Annotated in this window: 21 protein-coding genes; 6 read left to right on the forward strand and 15 right to left on the reverse strand. The window is 49.9% G+C overall.

Features of this window, described 5'->3' with window-relative positions:
• Positions 1-69: 69 nt before the first annotated feature.
• Complete coding sequence (locus tag M1D30_RS07570; protein ID WP_248502590.1) at positions 70-3162, reverse strand: TonB-dependent receptor; 3093 nt, start codon at positions 3160-3162, stop codon at positions 70-72.
• 142 nt (positions 3163-3304) lie between these two features.
• Here M1D30_RS07570 and dnaB point away from each other — a divergent pair, with 142 nt between their 5' ends.
• Positions 3305-4831 (forward strand): replicative DNA helicase, encoded by a 1527-nt coding sequence (gene dnaB, locus M1D30_RS07575; RefSeq protein ID WP_248502592.1) that lies wholly within the window; start codon positions 3305-3307, stop codon positions 4829-4831.
• 77 nt (positions 4832-4908) lie between these two features.
• On the opposite strand, the gene trpS is transcribed toward dnaB, so the two are convergent.
• Positions 4909-5964, reverse strand: coding sequence for a tryptophan--tRNA ligase (gene trpS / locus M1D30_RS07580; protein ID WP_248502593.1), 1056 nt, complete (start codon positions 5962-5964; stop codon positions 4909-4911).
• 120 nt (positions 5965-6084) lie between these two features.
• On the opposite strand from trpS, the gene M1D30_RS07585 reads away from it, so the two are divergent.
• Together M1D30_RS07585 and rlmH are read left to right on the forward strand one after the other, a co-directional pair.
• Positions 6085-6384 (forward strand): DUF4491 family protein, encoded by a 300-nt coding sequence (locus tag M1D30_RS07585; protein ID WP_248502594.1) that lies wholly within the window; start codon positions 6085-6087, stop codon positions 6382-6384.
• Positions 6374-6844: a 23S rRNA (pseudouridine(1915)-N(3))-methyltransferase RlmH gene (gene rlmH / locus M1D30_RS07590; RefSeq protein WP_248502596.1), complete on the forward strand. Its 471-nt coding sequence runs from the start codon at positions 6374-6376 to the stop codon at positions 6842-6844. Before M1D30_RS07585 ends, rlmH begins: the two co-directional genes overlap by 11 nt.
• Positions 6845-6876: 32 nt before the next feature.
• Here the strand turns inward: rlmH and M1D30_RS07595 are convergent, their stop codons facing one another.
• Both M1D30_RS07595 and mtaB read right to left on the reverse strand, forming a co-directional pair.
• Positions 6877-7899: a glycosyltransferase family 2 protein gene (locus M1D30_RS07595; RefSeq protein WP_248502597.1), complete on the reverse strand. Its 1023-nt coding sequence runs from the start codon at positions 7897-7899 to the stop codon at positions 6877-6879.
• Positions 7900-7972: 73 nt separating this feature from the next.
• Positions 7973-9346, reverse strand: coding sequence for a tRNA (N(6)-L-threonylcarbamoyladenosine(37)-C(2))-methylthiotransferase MtaB (gene mtaB / locus M1D30_RS07600; RefSeq protein ID WP_248502599.1), 1374 nt, complete (start codon positions 9344-9346; stop codon positions 7973-7975).
• Between the two features lie 266 nt (positions 9347-9612).
• Between mtaB and M1D30_RS07605 the strand changes: the two genes are divergently transcribed.
• Complete coding sequence (locus M1D30_RS07605; protein ID WP_248502600.1) at positions 9613-9789, forward strand: hypothetical protein; 177 nt, start codon at positions 9613-9615, stop codon at positions 9787-9789.
• 192 nt (positions 9790-9981) lie between these two features.
• Here the strand turns inward: M1D30_RS07605 and rplI are convergent, their stop codons facing one another.
• Genes rplI through rpsF form a run of 3 tightly spaced genes read right to left on the reverse strand, consistent with a single transcriptional unit; the run spans position 9982 to position 11124 of the window.
• On the reverse strand, positions 9982-10491 hold the full coding sequence (rplI, locus tag M1D30_RS07610; protein WP_248502601.1) for a 50S ribosomal protein L9: 510 nt from the start codon (positions 10489-10491) through the stop codon (positions 9982-9984).
• A gap of 18 nt (positions 10492-10509) precedes the next feature.
• Complete coding sequence (gene rpsR, locus M1D30_RS07615; RefSeq protein WP_013064765.1) at positions 10510-10776, reverse strand: 30S ribosomal protein S18; 267 nt, start codon at positions 10774-10776, stop codon at positions 10510-10512.
• A 3-nt stretch (positions 10777-10779) separates the two neighbouring features.
• A complete protein-coding gene (gene rpsF, locus M1D30_RS07620) occupies positions 10780-11124 on the reverse strand; it encodes a 30S ribosomal protein S6 (protein WP_248502607.1) in 345 nt (114 codons plus the stop codon).
• Positions 11125-11251: 127 nt separating this feature from the next.
• Between rpsF and M1D30_RS07625 the strand changes: the two genes are divergently transcribed.
• Positions 11252-11431 carry a hypothetical protein gene (locus M1D30_RS07625; protein ID WP_248502608.1) on the forward strand — a complete coding sequence of 60 codons (180 nt, stop codon included), beginning with the start codon at positions 11252-11254 and terminating at the stop codon, positions 11429-11431.
• 65 nt (positions 11432-11496) lie between these two features.
• Here M1D30_RS07625 and M1D30_RS07630 read toward each other — a convergent pair whose 3' ends face one another.
• From M1D30_RS07630 to M1D30_RS07665, 8 genes are all read right to left on the reverse strand, one after another.
• Positions 11497-12534, reverse strand: coding sequence for a type I phosphomannose isomerase catalytic subunit (locus M1D30_RS07630; RefSeq protein ID WP_248502610.1), 1038 nt, complete (start codon positions 12532-12534; stop codon positions 11497-11499).
• Between the two features lie 83 nt (positions 12535-12617).
• Complete coding sequence (gene carB / locus M1D30_RS07635) at positions 12618-15857, reverse strand: carbamoyl-phosphate synthase (glutamine-hydrolyzing) large subunit (RefSeq protein ID WP_248502612.1); 3240 nt, start codon at positions 15855-15857, stop codon at positions 12618-12620.
• Positions 15858-15887: 30 nt separating this feature from the next.
• Entirely contained in the window at positions 15888-16979 is a 1092-nt protein-coding gene (carA, locus tag M1D30_RS07640) for a glutamine-hydrolyzing carbamoyl-phosphate synthase small subunit (protein ID WP_248502614.1), read from the reverse strand.
• 72 nt (positions 16980-17051) lie between these two features.
• Entirely contained in the window at positions 17052-18896 is a 1845-nt protein-coding gene (gene glmS / locus M1D30_RS07645) for a glutamine--fructose-6-phosphate transaminase (isomerizing) (protein ID WP_248502616.1), read from the reverse strand.
• A 94-nt stretch (positions 18897-18990) separates the two neighbouring features.
• Positions 18991-20397: a glucuronate isomerase gene (uxaC, locus tag M1D30_RS07650; RefSeq protein ID WP_248502617.1), complete on the reverse strand. Its 1407-nt coding sequence runs from the start codon at positions 20395-20397 to the stop codon at positions 18991-18993.
• A gap of 23 nt (positions 20398-20420) precedes the next feature.
• Positions 20421-21629: an MFS transporter gene (locus M1D30_RS07655; protein ID WP_248502619.1), complete on the reverse strand. Its 1209-nt coding sequence runs from the start codon at positions 21627-21629 to the stop codon at positions 20421-20423.
• Positions 21630-22451, reverse strand: a complete 822-nt coding sequence (panB, locus tag M1D30_RS07660; RefSeq protein WP_248502621.1) for a 3-methyl-2-oxobutanoate hydroxymethyltransferase — start codon at positions 22449-22451, stop codon at positions 21630-21632. It lies immediately after the preceding gene.
• A complete protein-coding gene (locus M1D30_RS07665) occupies positions 22436-23089 on the reverse strand; it encodes an HAD family phosphatase (protein WP_248502623.1) in 654 nt (217 codons plus the stop codon). Before M1D30_RS07665 ends, panB begins: the two co-directional genes overlap by 16 nt.
• A gap of 178 nt (positions 23090-23267) precedes the next feature.
• Between M1D30_RS07665 and rsmG the strand changes: the two genes are divergently transcribed.
• Complete coding sequence (gene rsmG, locus M1D30_RS07670; protein ID WP_248502625.1) at positions 23268-23888, forward strand: 16S rRNA (guanine(527)-N(7))-methyltransferase RsmG; 621 nt, start codon at positions 23268-23270, stop codon at positions 23886-23888.
• Positions 23889-23917: the final 29 nt, after the last annotated feature.

A 23917-nucleotide genomic window follows, 5' to 3' on the forward strand; every position in this document is an offset into this window, starting at 1 on the left:
CAGGGTCTTTCCATTATGCGTTTTTGCGTTGGCCTAAGTCGTATATCTTAGGGTTGTAATTAGACGTGTTTAGAACATGCCTGGGCCGCCAAAGCCGCCACCCATAGGACGTCCGCCGCCGAAGCCGCCACCACCGCCACGGTTTCCACCGCCACGGTTTCCACCACCACGGTTGCCGCCGCCCATGCCAGGACCGAAGCCGCCACCCATTGGCATGCCCATACCCATGCCCATGCCCATGCGAGACTGACGGGTGCCGAAGAGGTTGAGACGATAGCTGGCACGGAACATCACGTAGCTGGTAACGGCGTTGTACTCGTTATCGGTACGGGCCATGGCTGAGATGGTGCGCGAGAAGTTAGACTGCTGACCCAGGATGTCGTAGAACTGCAGGGTGAGCGTGAGTGGTTTGCCACGCAGCAGACTGTGAGAGATCTGGGCGTTCCAGATGAGCTCGTTGGTGTTCATCGAAGCGTCAGTATAACCACGACGGCTGTTCATGCTGAGGTCGGTGGTGACCTGTGAGCCCCAAGGCATCTGCAGCGTGGTGTTGAAGCCGTAAGAGAAGGTGTAGGTGTCGAGGTTTGACTGAGGCTGAAGTTCGTTGCGAGTGTAGTTGTAGTTCAAAGAGCCGTTGAGCTCGACTTCCAACCAGTCGTTACGATAGCTGGTGCCCAGGCGTCCACCCATATTGTGTGAGTTGGTGACGTTGCGAAGTGACTCATTGTTCTTAGCGACATAGCCCACACGGTGGTTGTAGTTCTCGTTCAAAGAGATGTTGTATGAGAAGTAGCCCAGCGAGTCGATGGCCGAGTTGAAGGTGATGTTACCACCTGCGTTCCAGTTGCCGTTGATGTTAACAGGCATTGAGGTCTGTCCACCAGTTTCTGCATTATATTCCACTCTATTCGCAATACTATTCGATGTGGTCGAGAAGTTCAGGTTGGCGAAGATGAAGCGCTGGTGAGCCTGGAAATAGTCGTTATAGCGCAGGTTGAAGCTCTGGGTGAACGAAGGCTTCAGATTAGGGTTACCTGTGGTCTTGTTCAGAGGATTGGTATCATCATCAAGAACAAGCAACTGAGACAGAGAAGGCTGACTGGTGCTGCCACGATACTCAAAGCGAAGGTTGCCCTGCTGAGAGAAGCGCCAGCGGAAGTTGGCAGAAGGACTCCAGTTTACGACATTAATGACGGTGTCGACCAACTGACCTAAGTAGTCCTGATTATAGTGTGATCTCTGAGGAATCACTTGCACACCAACGTTGAAGTCGTAGGTATTGCGAATGAAGCGCAACATCACCTCGCCAGTGTGGATGTAGTTGGTATATTCAGAATACTGACTCTGATTCTTGGTCCAGAAAGTGTCGCCCGTAGAGGGAGAATAGCCTGGGTTGATAAGGTCGAAGTAGTCGCTCCAGCTGCGATATGAAGGATTGACGCCTGTCCAGTCGTAGCCCCTGGTTGGATCACTGAGCAAGGGGTCTGAATAGTCGAACGTCTTACGGTCGTTCTCGTTGTAGCGATACTGGAAGGTATAGCTGAACTGCAGGAACGTGGCGTAGGCGATTGGCTCGCTATATGTGGCGCGTGCGCTATAGTCGTACGACTTGGTGGGCGCCAGGGTATAACGGTTGGTCTGATAATTGTCCAGTCCGCTGACGCCATTAAAGGTGGTGGTGCTCTTGAACAGACGAGTGAAGTTGTTAGACAACTGCTTGTTCTCGTTGTCGCTATAGTTACCAGTCAACTGGATGGTGATGTTGCGGCCACGGCCGTTGAGCAGACGGTTAATCTGGAGAGTACCACCCAAGCGCTTGTTCTCGCCATAGGTGAGCGACTTGTTGGCTGAACCGTTGACAGCAATATCACGCAACTTGCTATAAACGTCATCACCGTTAGAATTAGTATTTTTCAAGAGCTCAGATATAATGGCTGAAGAAATCTGTTCGTTTACGATGTCGTAGGGATCGGCATTAAACGTGGCCGAGGTGCTGTTGCCTGTGCCGTCGTTGGTGCCAAAGCTCCAGTTGGGACGGAATGAGATGTTCCACAGGGTATCGGGTGTCCACTCCACGCGACCAGTGACGCTCCAGTTGTTAGAACGAGAATAGTTCTGGTTGATAGAGTTCTGGAACGAAGAGGTTGAACCTACGAAGTTCTCGCTTGAACGGCGCGACCATGAGTCGCCATCGCGATGGTTGAAGTTGACGCTGGCTTGTGCAATAATGAGGTCGGTCTTTTCGTAGTTCAGGTTGATCATGCCGGTCTTGGCTGCATTGAGGCCGCCACCGCCCATGCCCATGCCGCCACCAAAGCGTCGGCCGCCACCGCCACCCATACCCATGTCGTTGGTATTGTTGGCGTTGAGCATACCCATGACGCGATAGTCGTCGCGCATGTACATGCCAAACAAACGACCTGTATAGCGATCCTTGGTGCCCTTGCCCAGGTCGACGTTCATCATGGTGCCACGATTCATGCCTGCACGGATGCCGAAGTCGAGCACGGTTTGCTCGTTGCCATCGTCGATACCTGTGATACGAGCCAAGTCGCTCTTCTCATCGTATGCGCGTACCTTTTCAATAATCGAGGTGGGCAGGTTCTTCAACGCTGTCTTTGAGTCGCCAAACTCCTTGCCATCGACCTTGATCTTGGTGACGGTCTTACCATTGATCTTGATGTTGCCATCGTCGTCGAGCTCGGCACCTGGCATGCGCTTCACCAACTCCTCGACCACTGAGCCCTCAGGGGTGCGATAGGCGTCGGCATTGAAGATCAGGGTGTCGCCCTTCGACTGCACCTTGGCCAGGTGAGAGGTGATGGTGGCACCCTTCAGCATCACGGCATCAGGATTGATGGTGAGCTTGCCCAGGTTGATGGCCTTGCCTGCCATGGTGATGTTCTTGTAGAGGGGTTTGTAGCCCACATAGGTGACACGAACGATGTACTTGCCATCGGAAGGGGCAGTCATGGAGAACTGACCATTCATGTTAGTCACAGCATTGCGAACGGTGGAACTGTCTGATTTTAACAAGGTTACAGTTGCCTGAATGACAGACTCTTGTGTGTCGCCCTCGACCACAGTACCACTAATGGTGCGCTGAGCCTGCATTGAAAGGGCCGAGAAAATGACGGCCATGGTGAATAGAAGTCGTTTCATTATTGCTTGTTTTGGTTTATTCAACTGAACTTTTGACGCGTTATGATATTTAAAGTTTAACTCAGTTTTAAAAAATTTTTCGCCACTACCCTATTCATCCAAAAAAAATGATTACCTTTGCATCACAAAACAAAAAGATTTTATGCCACAGCAGACTTCTAACGCACGAAGACAGACACGCAAACAGCCGTCTGTCGACAATACTTACGCTCACTTGCAGCCACAGGCTCTGGACGTGGAGCGCGCCGTTCTGGGCGCACTGCTCATTGACAAGGATGCCTATGCCGTGGTTTGCGAGATTCTGCGCCCTGAGAGTTTTTACGAACCCAGAAACCAAATCGTTTACAGTGCCATCCAGCAACTGTCGATGAACGAACAGCCGGTGGACGTGCTGACCGTGGCGGAACAACTGGCCAAGCAGGGACATCTGGAGGAGATTGGCGGACCGGCCTATATTGCTGAGATTTCGTCGCGCGTGGCTTCGTCGGCCCATGTGGAATATCATGCGCGCATCGTGGCCCAGAAATCGCTGGCCAGACAGCTGATATCGTTTGCCAGCGACATCGAGACGAAGGCCTTCGACGAGACGATCGACGTGGACGACCTGATGCAGCAGGCCGAGGGCTCGCTCTTCGAACTGTCGCAGAAGAACATGAAGAAGGACTACACGCAGATTGACCCTGTGGTGAGTCAGGCTATCAGCGTGATTCAGAAGGCGGCTGCCAATACGGACGGACTGACGGGTATCACAAGTGGATATACTGGACTGGACGACAAGACGAGTGGATGGCAGCCTTCCGACTTGGTGATTATTGCTGGACGACCGGCCATGGGTAAGACGGCCTTCGCGCTGTCTATGGCTAAGAACATTGCGGCCGACCACCGTATTCCCATCGCGTTCTTCTCGCTCGAGATGTCGAACGTGCAGCTGGTGAACCGTTTGATTTCGAACGCCTGCGAGATATCGGGTAAGAAGATTCTGAACGGACAACTGCAGCCTGACGAGTGGGACCGACTGGACAAGCGTGTGAACGACCTGATTGGTGCACCGCTGTATGTGGACGACACGCCTGGACTGTCTGTGTTTGAGTTGAGAACAAAGGCTCGCCGACTGGTGCGTGAGCATGGCGTGAAGATTATCATGATTGACTATCTGCAGCTGATGAACGCCAACGGCATGCGCTTCTCGAGCCGTCAGGAAGAGGTGTCAACGATATCGCGTTCGCTGAAGGGACTGGCCAAAGAGCTGGATATTCCCATCCTGGCGCTGTCGCAGTTGAACCGTGGTGTGGAGAGTCGTGAGGGACTGGAAGGTAAGCGTCCGCAGCTGAGCGACCTGCGTGAGTCGGGTGCCATCGAGCAGGATGCGGATATGGTGCTGTTTGTGCATCGTCCTGAGTATTATCACATCTTCCAGGATGATAAGGGTCGCGACCTGCACGGAATGGCCGAGATTATCATTGCAAAGCATCGTAAGGGTGCGACGGGCGACGTGCTGCTGAACTTCCGTGGCGAGTTTACGCGCTTCGAGAATCCTGAGGAGGGAAGATTGTCGTCGAGCAGTCATGGCCAACTGATGGAGTCGAAGGTGGACGGCTCTGGACCTATGCCCCTGCCTGAGGGCTATGATCCCTTTGCTGGTGCGCCCAACGGGCCGATGCCGTTCTAAGGAAGATAAAAGAAAAACTGGCGAGTCACTCAGACTCGCCAGTTTTCTTTTTGATTACGTTATCGTTAGATTAGAGATTAGTCGAAGTAGTTGATCTGCATGGCTTTGCGTACTTCGCTCATGGTCTGAGCACCAACCTCGCGAGCAGCCTCTGTGCCCTTGCGCAGGATGTTGTAGATCTCAGGGATGTCCTTCTCGAGCTCGGCACGACGCTGGCGCATGGGCTCCAAATACTGGTTGAGCACCTCGTTGAGGAACTTCTTACACTTCATGTCGCCCAGTCCACCACGGGTGTAGTGCTCCTTGAGCTCGTCCAGGTTCTGATACTCTGGCCAGAAGTTCTTGAAGTCGTCGTCGGTTGAGAAGGCGTCGAGGTATGTAAAGACGGCATTGCCCTCTACATGACCTGGGTCTGAGACGTTGAGGTGGGTGGGGTCGGTATACATAGAGCGTACTTTCTGCCATACCTCGTCGGCTGAGTCGGAGAGGTAGATGCAGTTGCCCAGCGACTTTGACATTTTCTCCTTGCCATCGGTGCCTGGCAAACGGCGTGCTGTGAGGTTCTCTGGCAGCATGATGTTGGGCTCAACGAGGATGGGGTTGTTGGGACTATAGGTGTTGTTGAAACGGTTCACCAACTCGCGTGTTACCTCGAGCATGGGCTCCTGGTCCTCGCCGGCAGGAACGGTTGTGGCCTTGAACAGGGTGATGTCGGCTGCCTGAGAAACGGGATAGCAGAAGAAGCCCAAGGGGATGCTCTCGCCACCAAAGCCACGCATCTTAATCTCGGTCTTAACGGTGGGGTTGCGCTGAACACGACTCACGGTGATGAGGTTCATCAGGTAGGTGGTGAGCTCGGCCAACTCAGGGATGCCGCTCTGAATGAACAGGGTGCACTTCTGGGGATCGAGGCCTGCAGCCAGATAGTCGAGGGCTACTTGCGTCACGCTGTTACGTATCTTCTCAGGATTGTCGGCGTTGTCAGTAAGGGCCTGCACATCGGCCATGAACACAAACATCCTGTCGTAGTCGCCTGCGTTCTGCAGTTCCACACGACGGCGCAATGAGCCAACAAAATGGCCCAGATGCAACTTACCAGTAGGACGGTCGCCCGTCAAGATTACTTTTCCCATATATGTACGTATTTTCTTAAGTTTCGTTTTCGAGTTGCAAAGGTACAAAAAAAATCCCGATAGGGCTGCATGGTTATCGAAAAAAATGCGTAACTTTGCAAACCAACAAAAAATTTAATTATGTATTTCACAGGCATTATCATAGCTATATCCACTTTTCTGGTCATTGGCATCTTCCACCCTATCGTCATCAAGGTTGAATATCACACAGGCACACGCTATTGGTGGCTCTTCCTGCTGCTGGGCATCGCCTGCATCGTGGCTGCGCTGTTTACGAGCAACGAAGTGGTGTCGGCTGTGATTGGCGTGGTGGGGGCTTCGGCACTGTGGACCATTGGCGAACTGTTTGAACAGAGAAAGCGAGTGAAGCGTGGATGGTTTCCTATGAACCCTAAAAGAAAGGAGGAGTATGAAGACTAACTTGATTCTGGTGGGCAAAACGGTGAACAAGCATTTTGTGGCTGGCATCAACGACTATGCTGAGCGCATTGGCCATTATATGCCGTTCGACATCATCACGATTCCTGAACTGAAGAACACAAAGAACTTGACGGAGGAGCAGCAGAAGAAGGCGGAGGGCGACTTGATCCTGAAGCAGATTCAGCCTTCGGACACGGTGGTGCTGCTGGACGAGCATGGCAAGGAGTTCAGGAGCATCGAGATGGCGGCCTGGCTGGAACAGATGCAGAACAAGGCACGCCGACTGGTGTTTGTGATTGGTGGACCTTATGGTTTTTCGCCTGCTGTGTATGAAAGGGCAAACGAAAAACTGTCGCTGTCGAAGTTGACGTTCTCACATCAGATGGTGCGACTGGTGTTTACTGAGCAGCTGTACAGGGCGTGCACCATCATCAAGGGTGAGCCTTATCACCACGAGTAATCACTTTTTTGGTTATATGCCTCGAGCTGGCGTTACTTGGGCAACTGGTCGAAGGTGCGTCGGCCATGGGCATAATACTGCCAAAGAAGGAGCATGGGGGTATAGTCAACGACGCCCTGTGCCCTACTCTGCTGAATGTGCTGGCGGTCGGCCTCGAAGTCTTTCTTCCATCGCTTGAAGTCGCGACGCGCACGACAAATGGCCTTGAAGTCGGCCACATTTCGCTTGAGCAGAAGGGTTTGGAAAGCGGCCAGGTAGTCGAGGAAGAAACGGACTATCATCACGCGCGATAAGTCGCTTTGCGGCAAGCACTTATAGAGCATCGTTAGATTATTCCTAAAGTTTAGATAGGTCTTCATGGGACTGGATTTTGGCAGGGTGCCACCACCCACATGATAGGCCTTACTCTGGGGGATGCTATAGAGCTGATAGCCACGAATGCGCATGCGCCAACACATGTCGATCTCTTCCTGATGGGCAAAGAAACGGCCATCGAGTCCGCCTACCTCTTTATATATACGCGAGCGCACGAGAAGGGCTGCTCCTGTGGCCCAATGAATCTGGGTGGGCTCGTCGTACTGTCCTTTGTCGTCTTCGAGCACATCGAACACGCGACCACGACAGTAGGGATAGCCATAGCGATCGAGATAGCCGCCACTGGCTCCTGCATACTCGAACTTCTGGCGCTCGAAGATGCTGAGCAACTTGGGTTGGCAGGCGGCCACCTCTGGATGGGCATCCATAAAGGTGATGAGGGGCGTGAGCCAATTCTTGGTCACCTCGATATCGCTGTTCAACAGCAGATAGTATTCGGCATCTATCTGGGCAAGGGCTTTGTTATAACCGTCGGCAAAGCCCCAGTTGCGCTCGAGAACGATGAGTTTTACTTCTGGAAAGGTGGTCTTGAGCAGTTCGACGCTCTCGTCTGTCGATGCATTATCGGCCACATAGACCTCGGCCTCGTCGCGCGAATACTCGAGCACGGTGGGCAGATACTGGCGAAGCATGTCGGCGCCATTCCAGTTCAAAATCACTACTGCTACTTTCTTTTCCATCAATTCTTAACTATAAACTATGAACTACGAACTATAAACTATGAACTATAAACTATGAACTATCAACTATCAACTAAATCACCTCTCCTTTCAGCGCATTTCCTGCGGCATTGAATTCACCCAGGCGCACCTTGAGAATCTGGTTGTCGTACTCAGGACGGGCATCGGCAGGCGACAGTTCTACACGTACATAATTATTTGTGAAGCCATGCATGGCACGGCCTCGTGGGGCTTTTTCGAAGAGCACGTCCATGGTGGTGCCCACAAACTGCTGATAGAAGTCGTGGGTCTTCTGGTCTGAGAGTTCCAGGAGGCGCTTGCTGCGCAACTTCTTATCGCGCTCTGAGACCACATAGTTGATCTTCAGGGCCGAGGTGCCTGGGCGCTCGGAGTATGGGAAGACGTGCAACTGGGTGACGGGCAGCGACTGGAGGAACTCGTAGGTTTCCTCGAAGCATTCTGGGGTCTCGCCACGACAGCCTACCATCACGTCGACGCCGATAAAGGCATCGGGCATCACTTCCTTGATATGCAGAATCTTGTCGGCAAAGAGCTGACGGTCGTAATGACGATGCATCAACTTCAGGACGGTGTCGCTGCCACTCTGAAGGGGAATGTGATAATGGGGCATAAAGGCGCGACTGTCGTGAGCGCAATAGTCGATGAGCTCGTCGCTCATCAAATCGGGCTCAAGACTGCTGATGCGATAGCGCTGAATGCCTTCTACTCTATCGAGGGCCTTCACCAGGTCGATAAACTGCTCGCCTGTGGTTTTGCCAAAGTCGCCAATGTTAACGCCTGTGAGCACAATCTCCTTGCCTCCTTCAGCAGCGGCCTGCTGGGCCTGCTCTACCAACGAGGCAATGGAGGGGTTTCGACTGAAGCCGCGTGCGTAGGGAATAGTGCAATAAGTGCAGAAATAGTCGCAGCCATCTTGTACTTTCAGGAAATAACGGGTGCGATTGCCTCGCGAGCACGAGGGCGAGAAGGTCTTGATGTCCTTGGTCTTCTGGGCCATGAACTTGGCTTGCGCTTTGCCTTCGCCGTTCTGTCCCTGTGATGCTTCACTCGCATCGCGATTGACAAAGGCATCTGAGAGGAACTGGATGAGACTGGCTTTCTCGTTGGCTCCAAGTACCAGACTCACGCCGTCGATCTTGCTCACCGTCTCGGCCTCAAGCTGGGCATAGCAACCTGTGACAACAACGAACGAGCCTGGGTTCTCGCGTACCAGACGATGAATGGCCTGGCGACACTTGTGATCGGCTACGTCTGTAACTGAACAGGTGTTGATGAGACATATGTCTGCCTGCTCGCTCTTTTGCGCCGTGCGAACGCCCATCTCCTGGAGCATGCGCGCAAAGGTGGAGGTCTCAGAGAAGTTCAACTTGCATCCAAGCGTGAAATATTTAGCCGTTTTTCCTTGAAAGGCCGATGTATCTATCATAAATAAAATATGTATCTTTATTTGTTTCCGCAAAGGTACACAAAAAACAGCAAATATTACGCATTTCTGCCGCTTTTTCAGTTGAGTGTAGTTTTTATACTATTTTTAACATTTGGTATTTCACTGATTTTCAGCAAGTTACAAAAATGTTACAAAAACACCCTAAAAAAAATCGAAAAAAAAGTATCATCGTATTAAAAAAATGTCTACCTTTGCAACGTTTTAATTAACAAATGATTGTTTTACAGATTTAAAAAAGCAAAGAAATGAAAAAGATTGCATTTATGTTCGCTGTAGCTGCTATGTTTGTAGCTTGTGGTAATGGTAACAAGGCTGCCGAGGAGGTTGCTACTGATTCAGTTGAGGTTGCTGAGGTTGACACTCTGGCTGCTGACACTCTGGCTGCTGACACTCTGGCTGCTGACTCAGTTGTTGCTGAGTAATTTCAGTACCGCAGAAAGCGTAACAGAAATTCAAGCGGATGGACCACAGGTTCATCCGCTTTGCTTTTGTATATATAGTTCACCCTCGCTCAACTATGATGAACTCATGACTGTGAAGACAAAAAAAAATCCCGATTGTTCAAAGAACAACCAGGATTAATGTTATAATAAACGAATTGCTTTACAGCATAATTACTCTGCAACAGGAGCCTCGGCCTCAGCAACGGGAGCCTCAGCAGCAGGAGCAGCCTCGAGCTGTGCACCCTCAGCAACAACCTTTACAGGAATCTCTGCGCTCACCTCCTTGTGGAAGCGAACAACTGCAACATAATCGCCTACCTTCTTAATATCCTTCAGGACGATGATCTTGCGATCAACCTCCTTGCCGAGCTTAGCGAGCTCCTCAGCAACGGTCATGTTAGTAACAGAACCGTAGAGCTGACCAGTAGCGCTCACCTTTGCAGCGATGGTCAGAGCCACGCCATTCAAAGCGGCAGCCTTCTCCTCGGCAGCAGCCTTCAGAGCAGCCAACTTGTGAGCCTGCTGTTTCAGGTTCTCAGCCAGGATCTTCTTAGCAGAAGGAGAAGCAATCACAGCCTTGCCCTGAGGAATCAGGTAGTTACGGCCATAACCAGACTTTACATTCACGATATCGTTCTTGAATCCCAAGCCGATAACATCTTCTTTCAAAATCAATTCCATTCTTGCGTCCTCCTTTGTTTACTTCATCAAATCGGTTACGTAAGGCAGCAATGCAATCTGACGTGCACGCTTAACGGCCTGAGCCACACGACGCTGGTACTTCAGAGAGGTACCTGTGATGCGACGGGGCAGAATCTTACCCTGCTCGTTCAGGAACTTCTTCAGGAACTCGGGATCCTTGTAGTCGATATACTTGATACCGCTCTTCTTGAAACGGCAATACTTCTTCTTCTTCGTATCGATAGAAGGAGCAGTCAAATAACGGATTTCACTCTGTTCTGCCATAGTTTAAGCCTCCTCTTTTTTACCGAACTTGTTGCGACGCTTCTCAGCATACTCAGCGGCAAACTTGTCGAATTTAACAGTCTGGAAACGAATCACCTTCTCGTCACGACGATAAGCGGTCTCCAATGTCTTAATCACTTCTGGCTCAGCCTTAAACTCGATGAGGAAATAGAAGCCAGAGGTCTTCTTCTCAATCTGGTAAGCCAGTTTCTTCAATCCCCAGGCCTCTTCGTTCACGATTTCAGCACCTTTGTCGGTGAGAACCTTCTTGAACTTAGCGACCGTTTCCTTTGTCTGCTCGTCAGACAAAACGGGAGTTAAAATGAAAACGGTTTCGTACTGATTCATACTACTTTTAAAAAATTAAATAATGTTATTTTTGCAATTTGCGGGTGCAAAGGTACAAAAAAATAATGGATTATGTATCATCGGCAGCGAATTATTTTGTACTTTTGCACTAAATTTAACGATTTATATGAAATTTATAGCTAAATATGGGGGCTTCGCGCTCATCCTGATAGGCGTTTTGCTGTTTGCAACGCTCCAACTGCTGCACTTCACGTTTGTCAACTTCATCACTTTCACGCCGTTAGCGCTGGTGATTGGGGGCGTGGCCTTGCATGTGTGGATGAAAAAGAGAGAGAGCAGCTATTAACTGCTCTCCTGTTTTTATCATTGTTCTTTCTTGTTTTTTCTAACGGTCTTTCTACCCTATCGTTTCTATGCCGTGATATGGAGGAAACGCGTTACCTGACCCACAAGACTCTTATCCATATTGTCGATAAAGGCGTCGAGCACACGTGTCTGTCCCTGAAGGGGCACCACGTCGTAGTCGGCCAGTGAGGCAGGAATCAGACAGCTATGACCTTCTTTGAGTAACAGCTTTTCGCCCGACTGGCGAAAATATAGTTCGCAATCGCCTGAGATGCACATGGTTATCACAAAACTGTCGTATTTCAGCAGGTTGCGATGGAAGGGTTTTTCCGTACGCGTGACACGCACGCTGAAATATGGTGAGTTGACAATGAGGTTGGCTTTATTCTGAACAGAGGAATAGAGGGTGCGATACTCGTCCTCCACATGGTAGTTCAGGGCCTCGGCTGCCAATTCGGTGTGCAACTCGCGTGGCTTGCCATCCATACCTGGACGGTTGTAGTCGAAGATGCGATAGGTGACATCGGACGACTGCTGCACCTCGGCCAGGAGGATGCCACTACCAATGGCGTGCACACGTCCTGCAGGCAGATAGAACACATCGCCAGCATGTACCTCGTGGCGCGCCAGGACCTCGACAATAGAGCCGTCGGCTATGCGTTGCTTATATTCCTCTGGGGTGATCTCTTTCTTGAAGCCGGCATACAGGAAACTGCCTGGCTGGGCGTCGATGATATACCACATCTCGCTCTTGCCCATCTTGCCATGCACACGCTGGGCCATGGCGTCGTCTGGGTGCACCTGTATGCTGAGGTCGCGCTTGGCGTCGATGAACTTGACCAAAAGGGGCAACTGACCATGGTACTTCTCGCATACGGCCTTACCAAGGATGGCTTCTGGATGCTCGCTGACAACGGATATGAGATCGCGACCAGCATACGCACCATTGGCAATGATACTGGGACTGGACGGAACGGCACTCACCTCCCAACTCTCGCCAACGGACTCGGATGACTGCAGCAGACCTTTATAGGGGCACAAACGCTCGCCTCCCCACACCACTGTGTGGAGATTAGGTTCGAACAAAAGTGGATATATCTTCATAGAAAATTCCTTGTACAGATGCAAAATTACTAAATAATTCGCATCCATACAAGGAAAGTATGAATAAATTAACCGATTGTGTTTTACTTATACTCGTTCCAAGCCTTGATACCGATGCCCTCGATACCCACATTGCAGAAGGCCTGAATGAAGGCTGCTGCCAGACGGGCGTTGGTGATGAGGGGCACATTGAGGTCGATGGCTGCACGACGAATCTTGTAGCCATTGGTCAACTCGTGGGTGGTCAGGTCCTTGGGAATATTGACAACCATATCGATCTTGTGACTGTGCAGCAACTCCAAGGCTGAGGGTGTATCTTTCTTGTCGCCCTCCTCAGAAGGCCACAGCACCAAGGTATTAGTAATGCCATTGTCAGAGAGATACTGACTGGTGCCCTTGGTGGCGTAGAGCTCATAGCCGTGGTTCACTAGCATGCGAGCGGCATCGAGCATCTCGGCCTTCTGCTTGGCACCACCTGTAGACAGCAGGACGGTCTTCTTGGGAATACGATGACCAACACTGAGCATGGCCTTGAGCAGGGCTGTATCAGTATTGTCGCCAATACATCCCACCTCGCCTGTTGACGCCATGTCGACACCAAGCACTGGGTCGGCCTTCTGCAGACGGTTGAACGAGAACTGTGAGGCCTTGATACCTACATAGTCGAGGTCGAAGAGGTTCTTCTCTGGCTTCTCGACGGGCAGACCCAGCATCACCTTGGTGGCCAGGTCGATGAGGTTGAGCTTCAGCACCTTACTAACGAAGGGGAATGAACGTGAGGCACGAAGGTTACACTCGATGACAAGGATATCGTTCTCGCGAGCCATATACTGAATGTTGAACGGACCATTGATATGGAGGGCCTTGGCAATCTGACGTGAGATGCGTTTGATGCGGCGAACAGTCTCGACATACAACTTCTGGGGAGGGAACTGGATGGTGGCATCGCCTGAGTGCACACCAGCAAACTCGATGTGCTCGCTGATGGCGTAGGCCATGATCTCGCCGTCCTTTGCTACAGCGTCCATCTCGATTTCCTTGGCGTTCTCAATGAACTTCGACACCACGACAGGATGGTCTTCACTAACGTTGGCGGCCAACTGCAGGAAGCGCTCGAGCTCGTCCATGTTTGAGCAGACGTTCATGGCTGCACCACTGAGCACGTAAGAGGGACGAACCAAGACGGGGAAGCCAACGCGCTCGACAAAGGCGTTGATATCGTCCATAGAGGTCAAGGCGCTCCACTCTGGCTGGTTGACACCAAGTTCGTTCAACATCTGTGAGAACTTGGCACGATCCTCAGCACCGTCGATATCCTGAGCCTGTGTGCCAAGGATGGGTACGCGCTGCTCGTCGAGATACATGGCCAGGTTGTTAGGAATCTGTCCACCCGTTGAGACGATGACGCCATGAGGATTCTCGAAGTCGATGATGTCCATCACGCGCTCGAAGGTCAACTCATCGAAGTACAGACGGTCGCACATATCGTAGTCTGTTGACACAGTCTCAGGGTTATAGTTAATCATGACAGAGCGATAGCCTTCCTTACGGATGGTGTTCAGGGCCTGAACACCACACCAGTCGAACTCAACGCTGGAGCCGATACGATAGGCACCAGAGCCAAGGACGATGATGCTCTTCTTATCGTTCTCGTACTGGATATCGCTGCTGACACCTGAATAGGTGACGTACAGATAGTTGGTCTGCGCAGGATACTCGGCAGCCAGTGTGTCGATCTGCTTAACCACTGGCAAAATGCCCAACTGCTTTCTGCGATTGCGCACCACTATCAGGGCCTTGTGCATGTTGCCATACTCGCCCTCGAGATGCAGAGCGCGTGCAATCTGAAAATCGGTGAAGCCATAAACCTTGGCCTGGCGAAGCAGGTCGGCATCGAGGGTGTTGACATTCTGCTTCTTCAACTGCTCGTCGATATTGATGATGTGCTGCAACTTCTGCAGGAACCACTTGTCGATTTTGGTGAGCTCATGGATTCTGTCAATAGAATACTCAGGCATGTGCATAGCCTTCGAGATGACGAAGATACGCTTGTCTGTCGGCTCGCGCAGGGCGGCATCGATATCGGCAATCTTCAGTTCCTTGTTCTCGACAAATCCGTGCATGCCCTGACCAATCATACGCAGGCCTTTCTGGATGGCTTCCTCGAAGGTACGTCCGATGGCCATCACCTCGCCTACAGACTTCATGGATGAGCCCAACTCCTTGTCGACACCATGGAACTTAGACAGGTCCCAACGAGGAATCTTACATACAACATAGTCGAGCGCAGGCTCAAAGAAGGCGCTCGTAGTCTTGGTCACGCTGTTCTTCAATTCGAAGAGGCCGTATCCCATACCAAGCTTGGCAGCAACGAAAGCCAAAGGATAGCCAGTGGCCTTAGAGGCCAGCGCAGAAGAACGGCTGAGACGAGCATTCACCTCGATGACGCGATAGTCCTCGCTCTCAGGGTCGAAGGCATACTGCACGTTACACTCGCCCACGATGCCGATGTGACGGATGATCTTGATAGCCAGTGCACGCAGCTTGTGATACTCGCTGTTGGTGAGTGTCTGTGAGGGTGCTATAACAATACTCTCGCCAGTGTGAATGCCTAAGGGGTCGAAGTTCTCCATGTTACACACGGTGATACAGTTGTCGTAACGGTCGCGCACCACCTCGTACTCGATCTCCTTCCAACCTTTCAGCGACTTCTCGACTAGAACCTGGGGTGAGAAGGCGAAGGCTTTCTCGGCCAGTTTGTTGAGTTCTTCCTCGTTGTCGCAGAAGCCAGAACCCAGACCACCCAGTGCATAAGCGGCACGAAGAATGACAGGATAACACAGATTGGCGGCTGCCTGACGAGCCTGCTCGATGGTTTCGCAGGCCTCGCTCTTGATGGTCTTCACACCAATCTCGTCGAGCTTCTTGACGAAGAGCTCACGGTCCTCAGTATCAATGATGGCCTGAACGGGGGTGCCCAGCACCTTGACATTATACTTCTCGAGTACGCCACTCTGATAGAGTTCCACACCACAGTTCAAAGCTGTCTGACCACCAAAGGCCAGCAGGATGCCATCAGGGCGCTCTTTCTCGATGACGCGTTCAACGAAGTAAGGCTGAACAGGCAAGAAATAAACCTGGTCGGCCACACCCTCTGAGGTCTGAACGGTGGCGATGTTAGGATTGATAAGCACCGTCTTGATGCCTTCTTCCTTCAACGCCTTCAGGGCCTGACTACCACTATAGTCAAACTCGCCAGCCTCACCAATTTTCAACGCGCCGCTACCTAACAGTAGCACTTTCTTTATATTGTTATCTCTCATCGTCTTTGTTTTCCTTTAATTATTCCTTTCTTACAATGCATCAATAAAACGGTCGAACATAAACTCCGTATCAACAGGACCTGAGCAGGCCTCAGGATGGAACTGACTTGAGAACCAGGGGTTGGTCTGGTGACAGATACCCTCGTTCGAGCCATCGTTCATATTCACAAAGAGTTCGCGCCAGTCTTTTCCCAGCGTTGATGCATCCACGGCATAACCATGATTCTGACTGGTGACGTAACAGCGGTTGGTACCTACCTCACGCACAGGCTGGTTGTGTGAGCGATGACCATACTTCAACTTATAGATTGAAGCGCCACCTGCCTTGGCCAGCAACTGGTTGCCCATGCAGATACCACAGATGGGCTTGCGACTCATGGACATCTGCTTGCGGATGATGTTCACAGCATCCTCACACATATCTGGGTCGCCAGGACCGTTGGCCAGGAAGAGACCGTCGAAGTCCATCGAAGTGTAGTCGTAATTCCAGGGAACGCGGATAACCTCAACACCACGATTCACCAGACAGCGGATGATGTTGGCCTTGACACCACAGTCAACCAAAACAACTTTTTTGCCTACGCCCTCATTATAGCGGATGATGTCCTTACAAGAGACACGAGCCACCCAGTTGATGCTTCCATAGTCTTCTGCAGAGAGGTCGGCAGCACTGCCGTTGTTCTCAGCTCCATCAAAGACCAGTTTACCCATCATCACACCATGCTCACGGAGTACCTTTGTCAATGCACGTGTGTCAATGCCTGTGATGCCAGGCACCTTCTCGCGCTTCAGCCAATCGGCCAGACTCTCATTAGCATTCCAGTGTGAATAGCCTGTGGCGCTGTAGTCGCTCACAATGATGGCCGATGCATAGATCTTGTCACTCTCCATGAAGGTGGGGAGGCCATTGTCCTCGAATGAGAACTTGGGCACGCCATAGTTTCCCACCAATGGGAAAGTGAGTACCATCAACTGACCAGCATATGAGGGGTCCGTCAAGCTCTCTGGATATCCCATCATTGCGGTGTTGAAAACCACCTCACCAGCCACAGGTTGTTCGTAGCCAAAACTTTTTCCTTTAAATGTTGTTCCGTCCTGCAGAACCAATGTTACATCTCTCATTTCCTATAATTACAATCTTGCGTATTATCTTAAAAAGAAGGGCGAAACGTTTAATAACGAATCGCCCTTAAATTATTCAACAGTAACAGACTTGGCCAAATTTCTTGGTTGGTCGACGTTCTTACCTTTGCAAACAGCCACATGATAGGCCAATAGCTGTAGAGGGATAGTAGCCACCAAGGGCTCTAAGCACTCCATCACCTCAGGCAACTCGATCACCTCGTCGGCAATCTTCGAAATGGTGGTATCGCCCTTTGTAACCAATGCAATCACCCTACCCTGACGGGCCTTAATTTCCTGAATATTAGAAAGCACCTTCTCGTACATGGCATTGTGTGTGGCAATAACCACGACAGGCATGTCTGAGTCAATCAGAGCAATAGGACCGTGCTTCATCTCGGCCGCTGGATAACCCTCGGCGTGGATATAAGAAATCTCTTTCAACTTCAACGCACCCTCAAGAGCTACAGGATAACTATAGCCACGACCCAGGTAGAGGAAGTTGTGGGCATAGGTGAAGGTACGAGCCAAGTCGGCCACTTTCTCGTTAGTCTTCAGCACTTCCTGAATCTTAGTAGGAATCTCGCTCAGTCCTTTCACGATACTGAGATACTCTTCGCGCTTGATGGTACCCTTTGCCTCACCCATGGCCAAAGCAATCATGGTGAGTACAGTTACCTGACCAGTAAAAGCCTTGGTTGAAGCCACGCCAATCTCTGGACCAACGTGGATATACGTACCAGTATCTGTGGCACGTGGAATACTTGAGCCGATGGCATTACATACGCCATAGATGAATGCACCACGCTCCTTTGCCAACTGTACGGCAGCAAGGGTGTCGGCTGTCTCACCACTCTGTGAGATGGCAATCACCACGTCTCCCTTGCCAACGACGGGATTACGATAACGGAACTCTGAGGCATACTCAACCTCGACAGGGAGGCGACAAAGCGACTCGATGATCTGTTTACCAATCAAGCCTGCATGCCATGAGGTGCCACAAGCCACGATAACCACGCGCTTGGCATTCAGCAACTCACGACGATAGTCTATCAGAGCGCTCAACGTTACATGGTCGGCCTCAACATTCACACGACCACGCATACAGTTGGTTAAGCACTCTGGCTGCTCAAAGATCTCCTTCAACATGAAGTGTGGATAACCACCCTTCTCTATCTGACCAAGGTCGATATCAACGGTCTTCACAGCCAAGCTCTGCTCCTCGCCAAGGATACTGATAACCTTCAGCTCCTCGCCAAGACGAATGACTGCGATATTGCCGTCTTCCAAATAGACAACCTTATCTGTATATTCAATGATGGGACTGGCATCTGAACCCAGGAAGAATTCATTCTCGCCAATACCAACTACCAATGGACTCTGCTTACGTGCTGCGACAATCTGCTTGGGATCGCGCTTATCTATGATGGCTATGGCATAAGCGCCAATAACCTGGAAGAGCGCTACCTGAACAGCCTGAACCAGGTCAAGGTTCTTCTGGTTCATCACATATTCCACTAACTGAACGAGTACCTCTGTATCAGTATCACTCTGGAAGGTAACACCCTTCTCAATCAACTTAGCCTTGATATCGGCATAGTTCTCAATGATACCATTATGAATGATGGCCAGGTTACGTGATTCAGAATAATGGGGGTGAGCATTGCGTGAAGAGGGCTCGCCATGGGTGGCCCAACGTGTATGAGCAATACCTATGCTACCACTGACATCCTTGTCAGTACAGAATTCCGTAAGATTATCAACTTTTCCTTTGGTTTTATAAACGTTCAGGTTGCCGTCGCTGTTTATCATTGCTACACCAGCACTGTCATAGCCGCGATATTCCAATCGACGTAAGCCTTTTATCAGGATGGGATAGGCATCACGAGTGCCAAGGTATCCTACGATTCCACACATATCAAGTCTATTTTTAAAACCGGCTGCAAAATTACTTCAAAAAAATGAAATATAAAAAAAAATAAGGGAGTTTTTTTACGACTCCCTTAATTTCTTAATAGAAACGGAAATAACGACGAGCGTTATTGTATGAAATATCTTCCACCATACGTGCCAAGGTCTCGCGGTCGTCAGGCAACAAGCCTTTCTCTACGTCATTACCCAAGAGGTTACAGAGAATGCGACGGAAGTACTCATGGCGAGGATAACTGAGGAACGAACGACTGTCAGTGAGCATACCCACGAAACGACTCAGCAATCCCAAAACAGAAAGGGCATTCAATTGCTTGGTCATGCCGTCCATCTGGTCGTTGAACCACCAGCCTGAACCAAACTGAATCTTGCCTGGCTCGCCACCCTGGAAGTTGCCCAGCATAGTGGCAATAACCTCGTTAGCACAAGGATTCAACGTATATAATATGGTCCGCGTGAGTTTGCCTTCCATTTCAAGGTTGTTGAGGAACTTCGACATGGCCTTAGCCGTGCTGAATTCACCAATAGAATCGAAGCCAGTATCAGGACCAAGTGCATTAAACATACGTGTGTTGTTATCGCGAATGGCGCCATAGTGGAACTGCTGCGTCCAGTCGGCATCGGCATCCATCTCGGCCATACGTGTCAGGAAGCAGTTCTTAAACTGACGAATCTCCAACTTTGACAGCTGTTGGCCGCGCATGGCCTTCTCGAAGATGGTCTCAATCTGAGAATCGGTATAGTCTTCATCATAGAACTCCTCAATACCATGGTCTGACAATTTACAACCATTTTCAGCAAAGAAGTCGTGACGTTTCTGCAGAGCATCAATCATATCAGCAAACTTCACGATGTTCACTCCAGACACCTCGGCCAACTGCTCGACATACTTAGCGAAGTCTGACTTCTCGATGTTCATGGCCTTGTCAGGACGCCATGCTGGAATCATTACGGGATCATCGGCAGCCTTATGACGTGCATATTCAATATGATTATGCAAGTCGTCAACAGGATCGTCTGTAGTACAAACGCACTCCACATTATAAAGTTTCATGAGTCCACGAGCCGAGAACTCAGGTTGCTTCAGTTTTTCGTTGCACTCGTCAAAGATCTCGCGCGCCGTCTTTGGACTCAACAGCTTATCGATGCCAAAGGCCGTCTTCAGTTCGAGATGCGTCCAGTGATACAAGGGATTACGGAAGCAATAAGGCACGGTCTCGGCCCATTTCTCGAATTTCTCCCAATCGCTGGTGTCCTTACCCGTACAGTACTTCTCGTCGACACCATTGGTACGCATGGCACGCCATTTATAGTGATCGCCGCCAAGCCACAGTTCTGTGATACTCTTAAACTGATGATTGTTGGCTACCATTTCTGGATTAAGATGACAATGGTAGTCGATAATAGGCATCTTTGCCGCATGATTGTGATAAAGATCCTGAGCCACCTCTGTCTCAAGTACGAAATTCTTGTCGTTAAATTGTTTCATATCAGTTGATTGTAAGTTGATTATTATCGGTTTTTATGAGTTACAAACCATTGATGAGTAAAGACTACATACATCGCCAAAGCAAGTAAGACGAGACTTAACGCGATACTCAGCATGAGTTGTACATTATCTGCAAAGCAATAGTAGCCAAGGCCTACGCCAAGTGCCAAACCACTCTCCCAACCCAGCATAAAAGTGCTCTGCGATGTTCCTCGCTGACAATGGCGGCTGAGTTTGATGAAGAACAAAAGGAATCGCGTTCCAACGATGCCCAAGCCCAAGCCCAAGAGAGGCGTGGTGAGGGGAGACAAACGCGAAGCCAGAAGGATGATCAATGCTGTGGAGATGAGGATGAGTCCCGTAACCACCTCGCTCTTCAGTTCAGCATTACGGAATACGAAACGTTGGGCGAGTAATGCCAGCAGGAAACCTATCATAACCATACCATAGGAGTTGGCTGGCACACGCATGGACATCAGCATGCCTATGGGTACTGTGATTAAAATCAGATTCAGAAAGAGGGGGAAGCCTGACGTCAGGAAGAATCGGTCAAGACTAATCAGACGCACGCCATCCTCAGGCACACGGAAGGGGAAATGAATCATCAACACCAAAATCACGGCCACAAGACAGCAGACAAGTGATATAAAGGCTACATTCAAGAAAAGAAGATTACTCTCGCACCCATTCTCCAAATGCAAAGGACAGAGGGCTCTTGACAAGGCTATGAGCAACAAACCAGCCATGGGACCAAGAGACAAGGCAAACCTACCAAACCACGTGGCCGAATGGTTGGCCTCTGTACGCTGATGACTCTCACAGGTATCAATAATCAGCGTTGACGTCAAGACCATCTGTGCTAGACCAAAAAAGGCGCCCTGTGCCAAACGCCACATACCAACCACCAAAGGACGATTAAAGAATGGCAGCGAGAGCATGGGTAGCACCATTGATAAACCAAGCAGCAAGACGCACCAGACAAATACCAAGTTACGTCGACGCTGTTGAACTAAATACGAACAGAATACGCCTGGCAAAAACAAACCTACAGCAAAGACCCCCATGATGAGACCCACTTCCTCTCTGGAGAAATGCAGCGCCTGCATCATCCACAGAGGCAAGGTAGGGATAAGCATTGTGACAGCCATCGACAGCAAGAGATTGGCTATTGACATCAGCCAGAACTCTCTGTGCCACAATCTGATATGTACCGTTGTATTCTGTGTATTCATTTAATAACTTTCACTTTCGTTGGGGAAGTCGCCACTCTTCACATCCGTGACATACTGACCAATGGCATCGGTCATCACGGTATTCAGATCAGCATAGCGGCGCAAGAAACGAGGTGAGAATCCTTGGTTCATACCAAGCATATCGGCCACAACCAAGATCTGACCATCACAACCGCCACCTGCACCAATGCCAATAGTAGGCACATTGATTTCATTTGTCACCTGCTCTGCCAGTTTTGCAGGAACTTTTTCCAATGTAATAGCAAAGCAACCTGCCTCGCTTAAGGCCTTGGCATCACTTAGCAGTTTAGCAGCCTCGCGCTCTTCTTTAGCACGTACAGCATACGTACCAAACTTATTAATACTCTGAGGGGTCAATCCAAGATGCCCCATCACAGGGATTCCTGCATCCAGAATAGCTTTAACGGTATCAAGAATTTCCACACCGCCTTCCATTTTCAAGGCATCGCAACCACTCTCTTTCATGATACGGATAGCGTTTACCACACCATCGTGCACGCCCGTCTGATAGGAACCAAATGGCATATCACAAACCACCAAGGCACGCTTCACAGCACGTGTTACAGCCTTGGCATGATAAATCATCTGATCGACAGTCATGGGTAATGTAGTGGAATTTCCGACCATCACATTCGAGGCTGAATCACCTATCAAGATACCATCGATACCTGCACGGTCTACAATGCCTGCCGTTGTAAAATCATAGGAGGTGAGCATTGAAATCTTCTCACCTTTTTGCTTCATTTCAATAAAGCGGTGGGTGGTTACTTTGCGCTCATCGCTCACTAGATATCCTGCCATAATCTCTTTAACTTATTATAATTAATGTTTTGATAATCAACCATCTGCACATCAGACAGCAGCTTAATATCTTCTTCTTTATTCGTGGTTGTCAGCCCTACGACAAACATGCCAGCAGAACGACCACTTTTCAACCCATTGAAGCTATCCTCCAACACCACACACTCCTCAGGCTTAGCACCAAAACGTGCCGCTCCACGCAAATAGCAGTCGGGCGAAGGTTTACTCTCTGCGAAATCCTCACTTGTTAAAATCTCATCAAATAGATCTTTAAAATCAGGACGCGCTTTATAGACACTCTCCATCTTTGGCAGATTGCTACTCGTTACCACAGCTGTCTTAACGCCATGACGATGTAGATCGTCAATAAAAGCCTGCAGGCCTGCGATGTAAGAATAATCCATTTGAGCCTCAAACTCATTCAAGCGCTGCGTCACAACAGGACGTTCCTTTACGAGTTCACCATTCCACCATTTATCGTAAATCTGATCGAGCGTAGAGCCTTTAATCTCATGCTCGAGACCAGGATGTTCTGGGTGATACAATCTGCACTGACTCCCCCAAAAGACGGTATACTGAGGTTCGGTATCAAATACTACCCCATCCAAATCAAAGAGGGCTGCTTTCAGTTCTTTCATGCATTATCAATTTAAAATCGGGTGCAAAGTTACGAATATCTTTTCGAACTGCCAAATGTTCTAGAGAAAAAGGACATTTCGCACAAACCACTGCACGTCAGTTTCATACAATCACCGCCATTTCTGGAAAAATCCAAATAAATTTGGTATTTCCATCAAATTGTGCTACCTTTGCAACATGAAAATAATAGAAAAGTATTTTACGACATTAATCGAGGGTCAGAAGAAACAATTTGAAGCCCTCAACGCTTTGTACCATGACTGGAACGAGAAAATCAACGTTATCTCGCGCAAAGACATAGACAATCTCTACGAACACCACGTACTACACTCACTAGGCATCGCAAAGTTCGTGCATTTCAAACCAGGCACAAAAATTCTGGATTTCGGCACTGGCGGTGGCTTTCCTGGCGTACCTTTGGCCATCATGTTTCCTGACTGCGAATTCAAACTAATCGATGGCACTGGAAAGAAGATTCGTGTAGCCCAGGAGGTAAGTAATGCCATAGGACTGAAGAACTGCCACCCAGAACACCTACGCGGCGAAGATGAGAAAGATAAATACGACTTTGTGGTGAGTCGTGCTGTCATGCCCCTACCCGACCTTTTAAAAATCGTACGCAAGAACATCTCAAAAGATCAGCACAACGCCATCCCCAACGGCGTTATCTGCTTAAAAGGCGGTGACTTACAAGCCGAGACACACCCCTTCCGTCGCATCATAGAAAGTGCTGAGTTAAGCACATATTTCGAAGAAGAATGGTTTAAGGAGAAACACGTAATTTACGTTCCCGTATAACAGTCGTACAAAAAGTCCAACAGCAAGAA

It is taken from the genome of Prevotella sp. E15-22 (assembly GCF_023204875.1).
In the GTDB taxonomy this organism is placed as follows: Bacteria; Bacteroidota; Bacteroidia; order Bacteroidales; family Bacteroidaceae; genus Prevotella.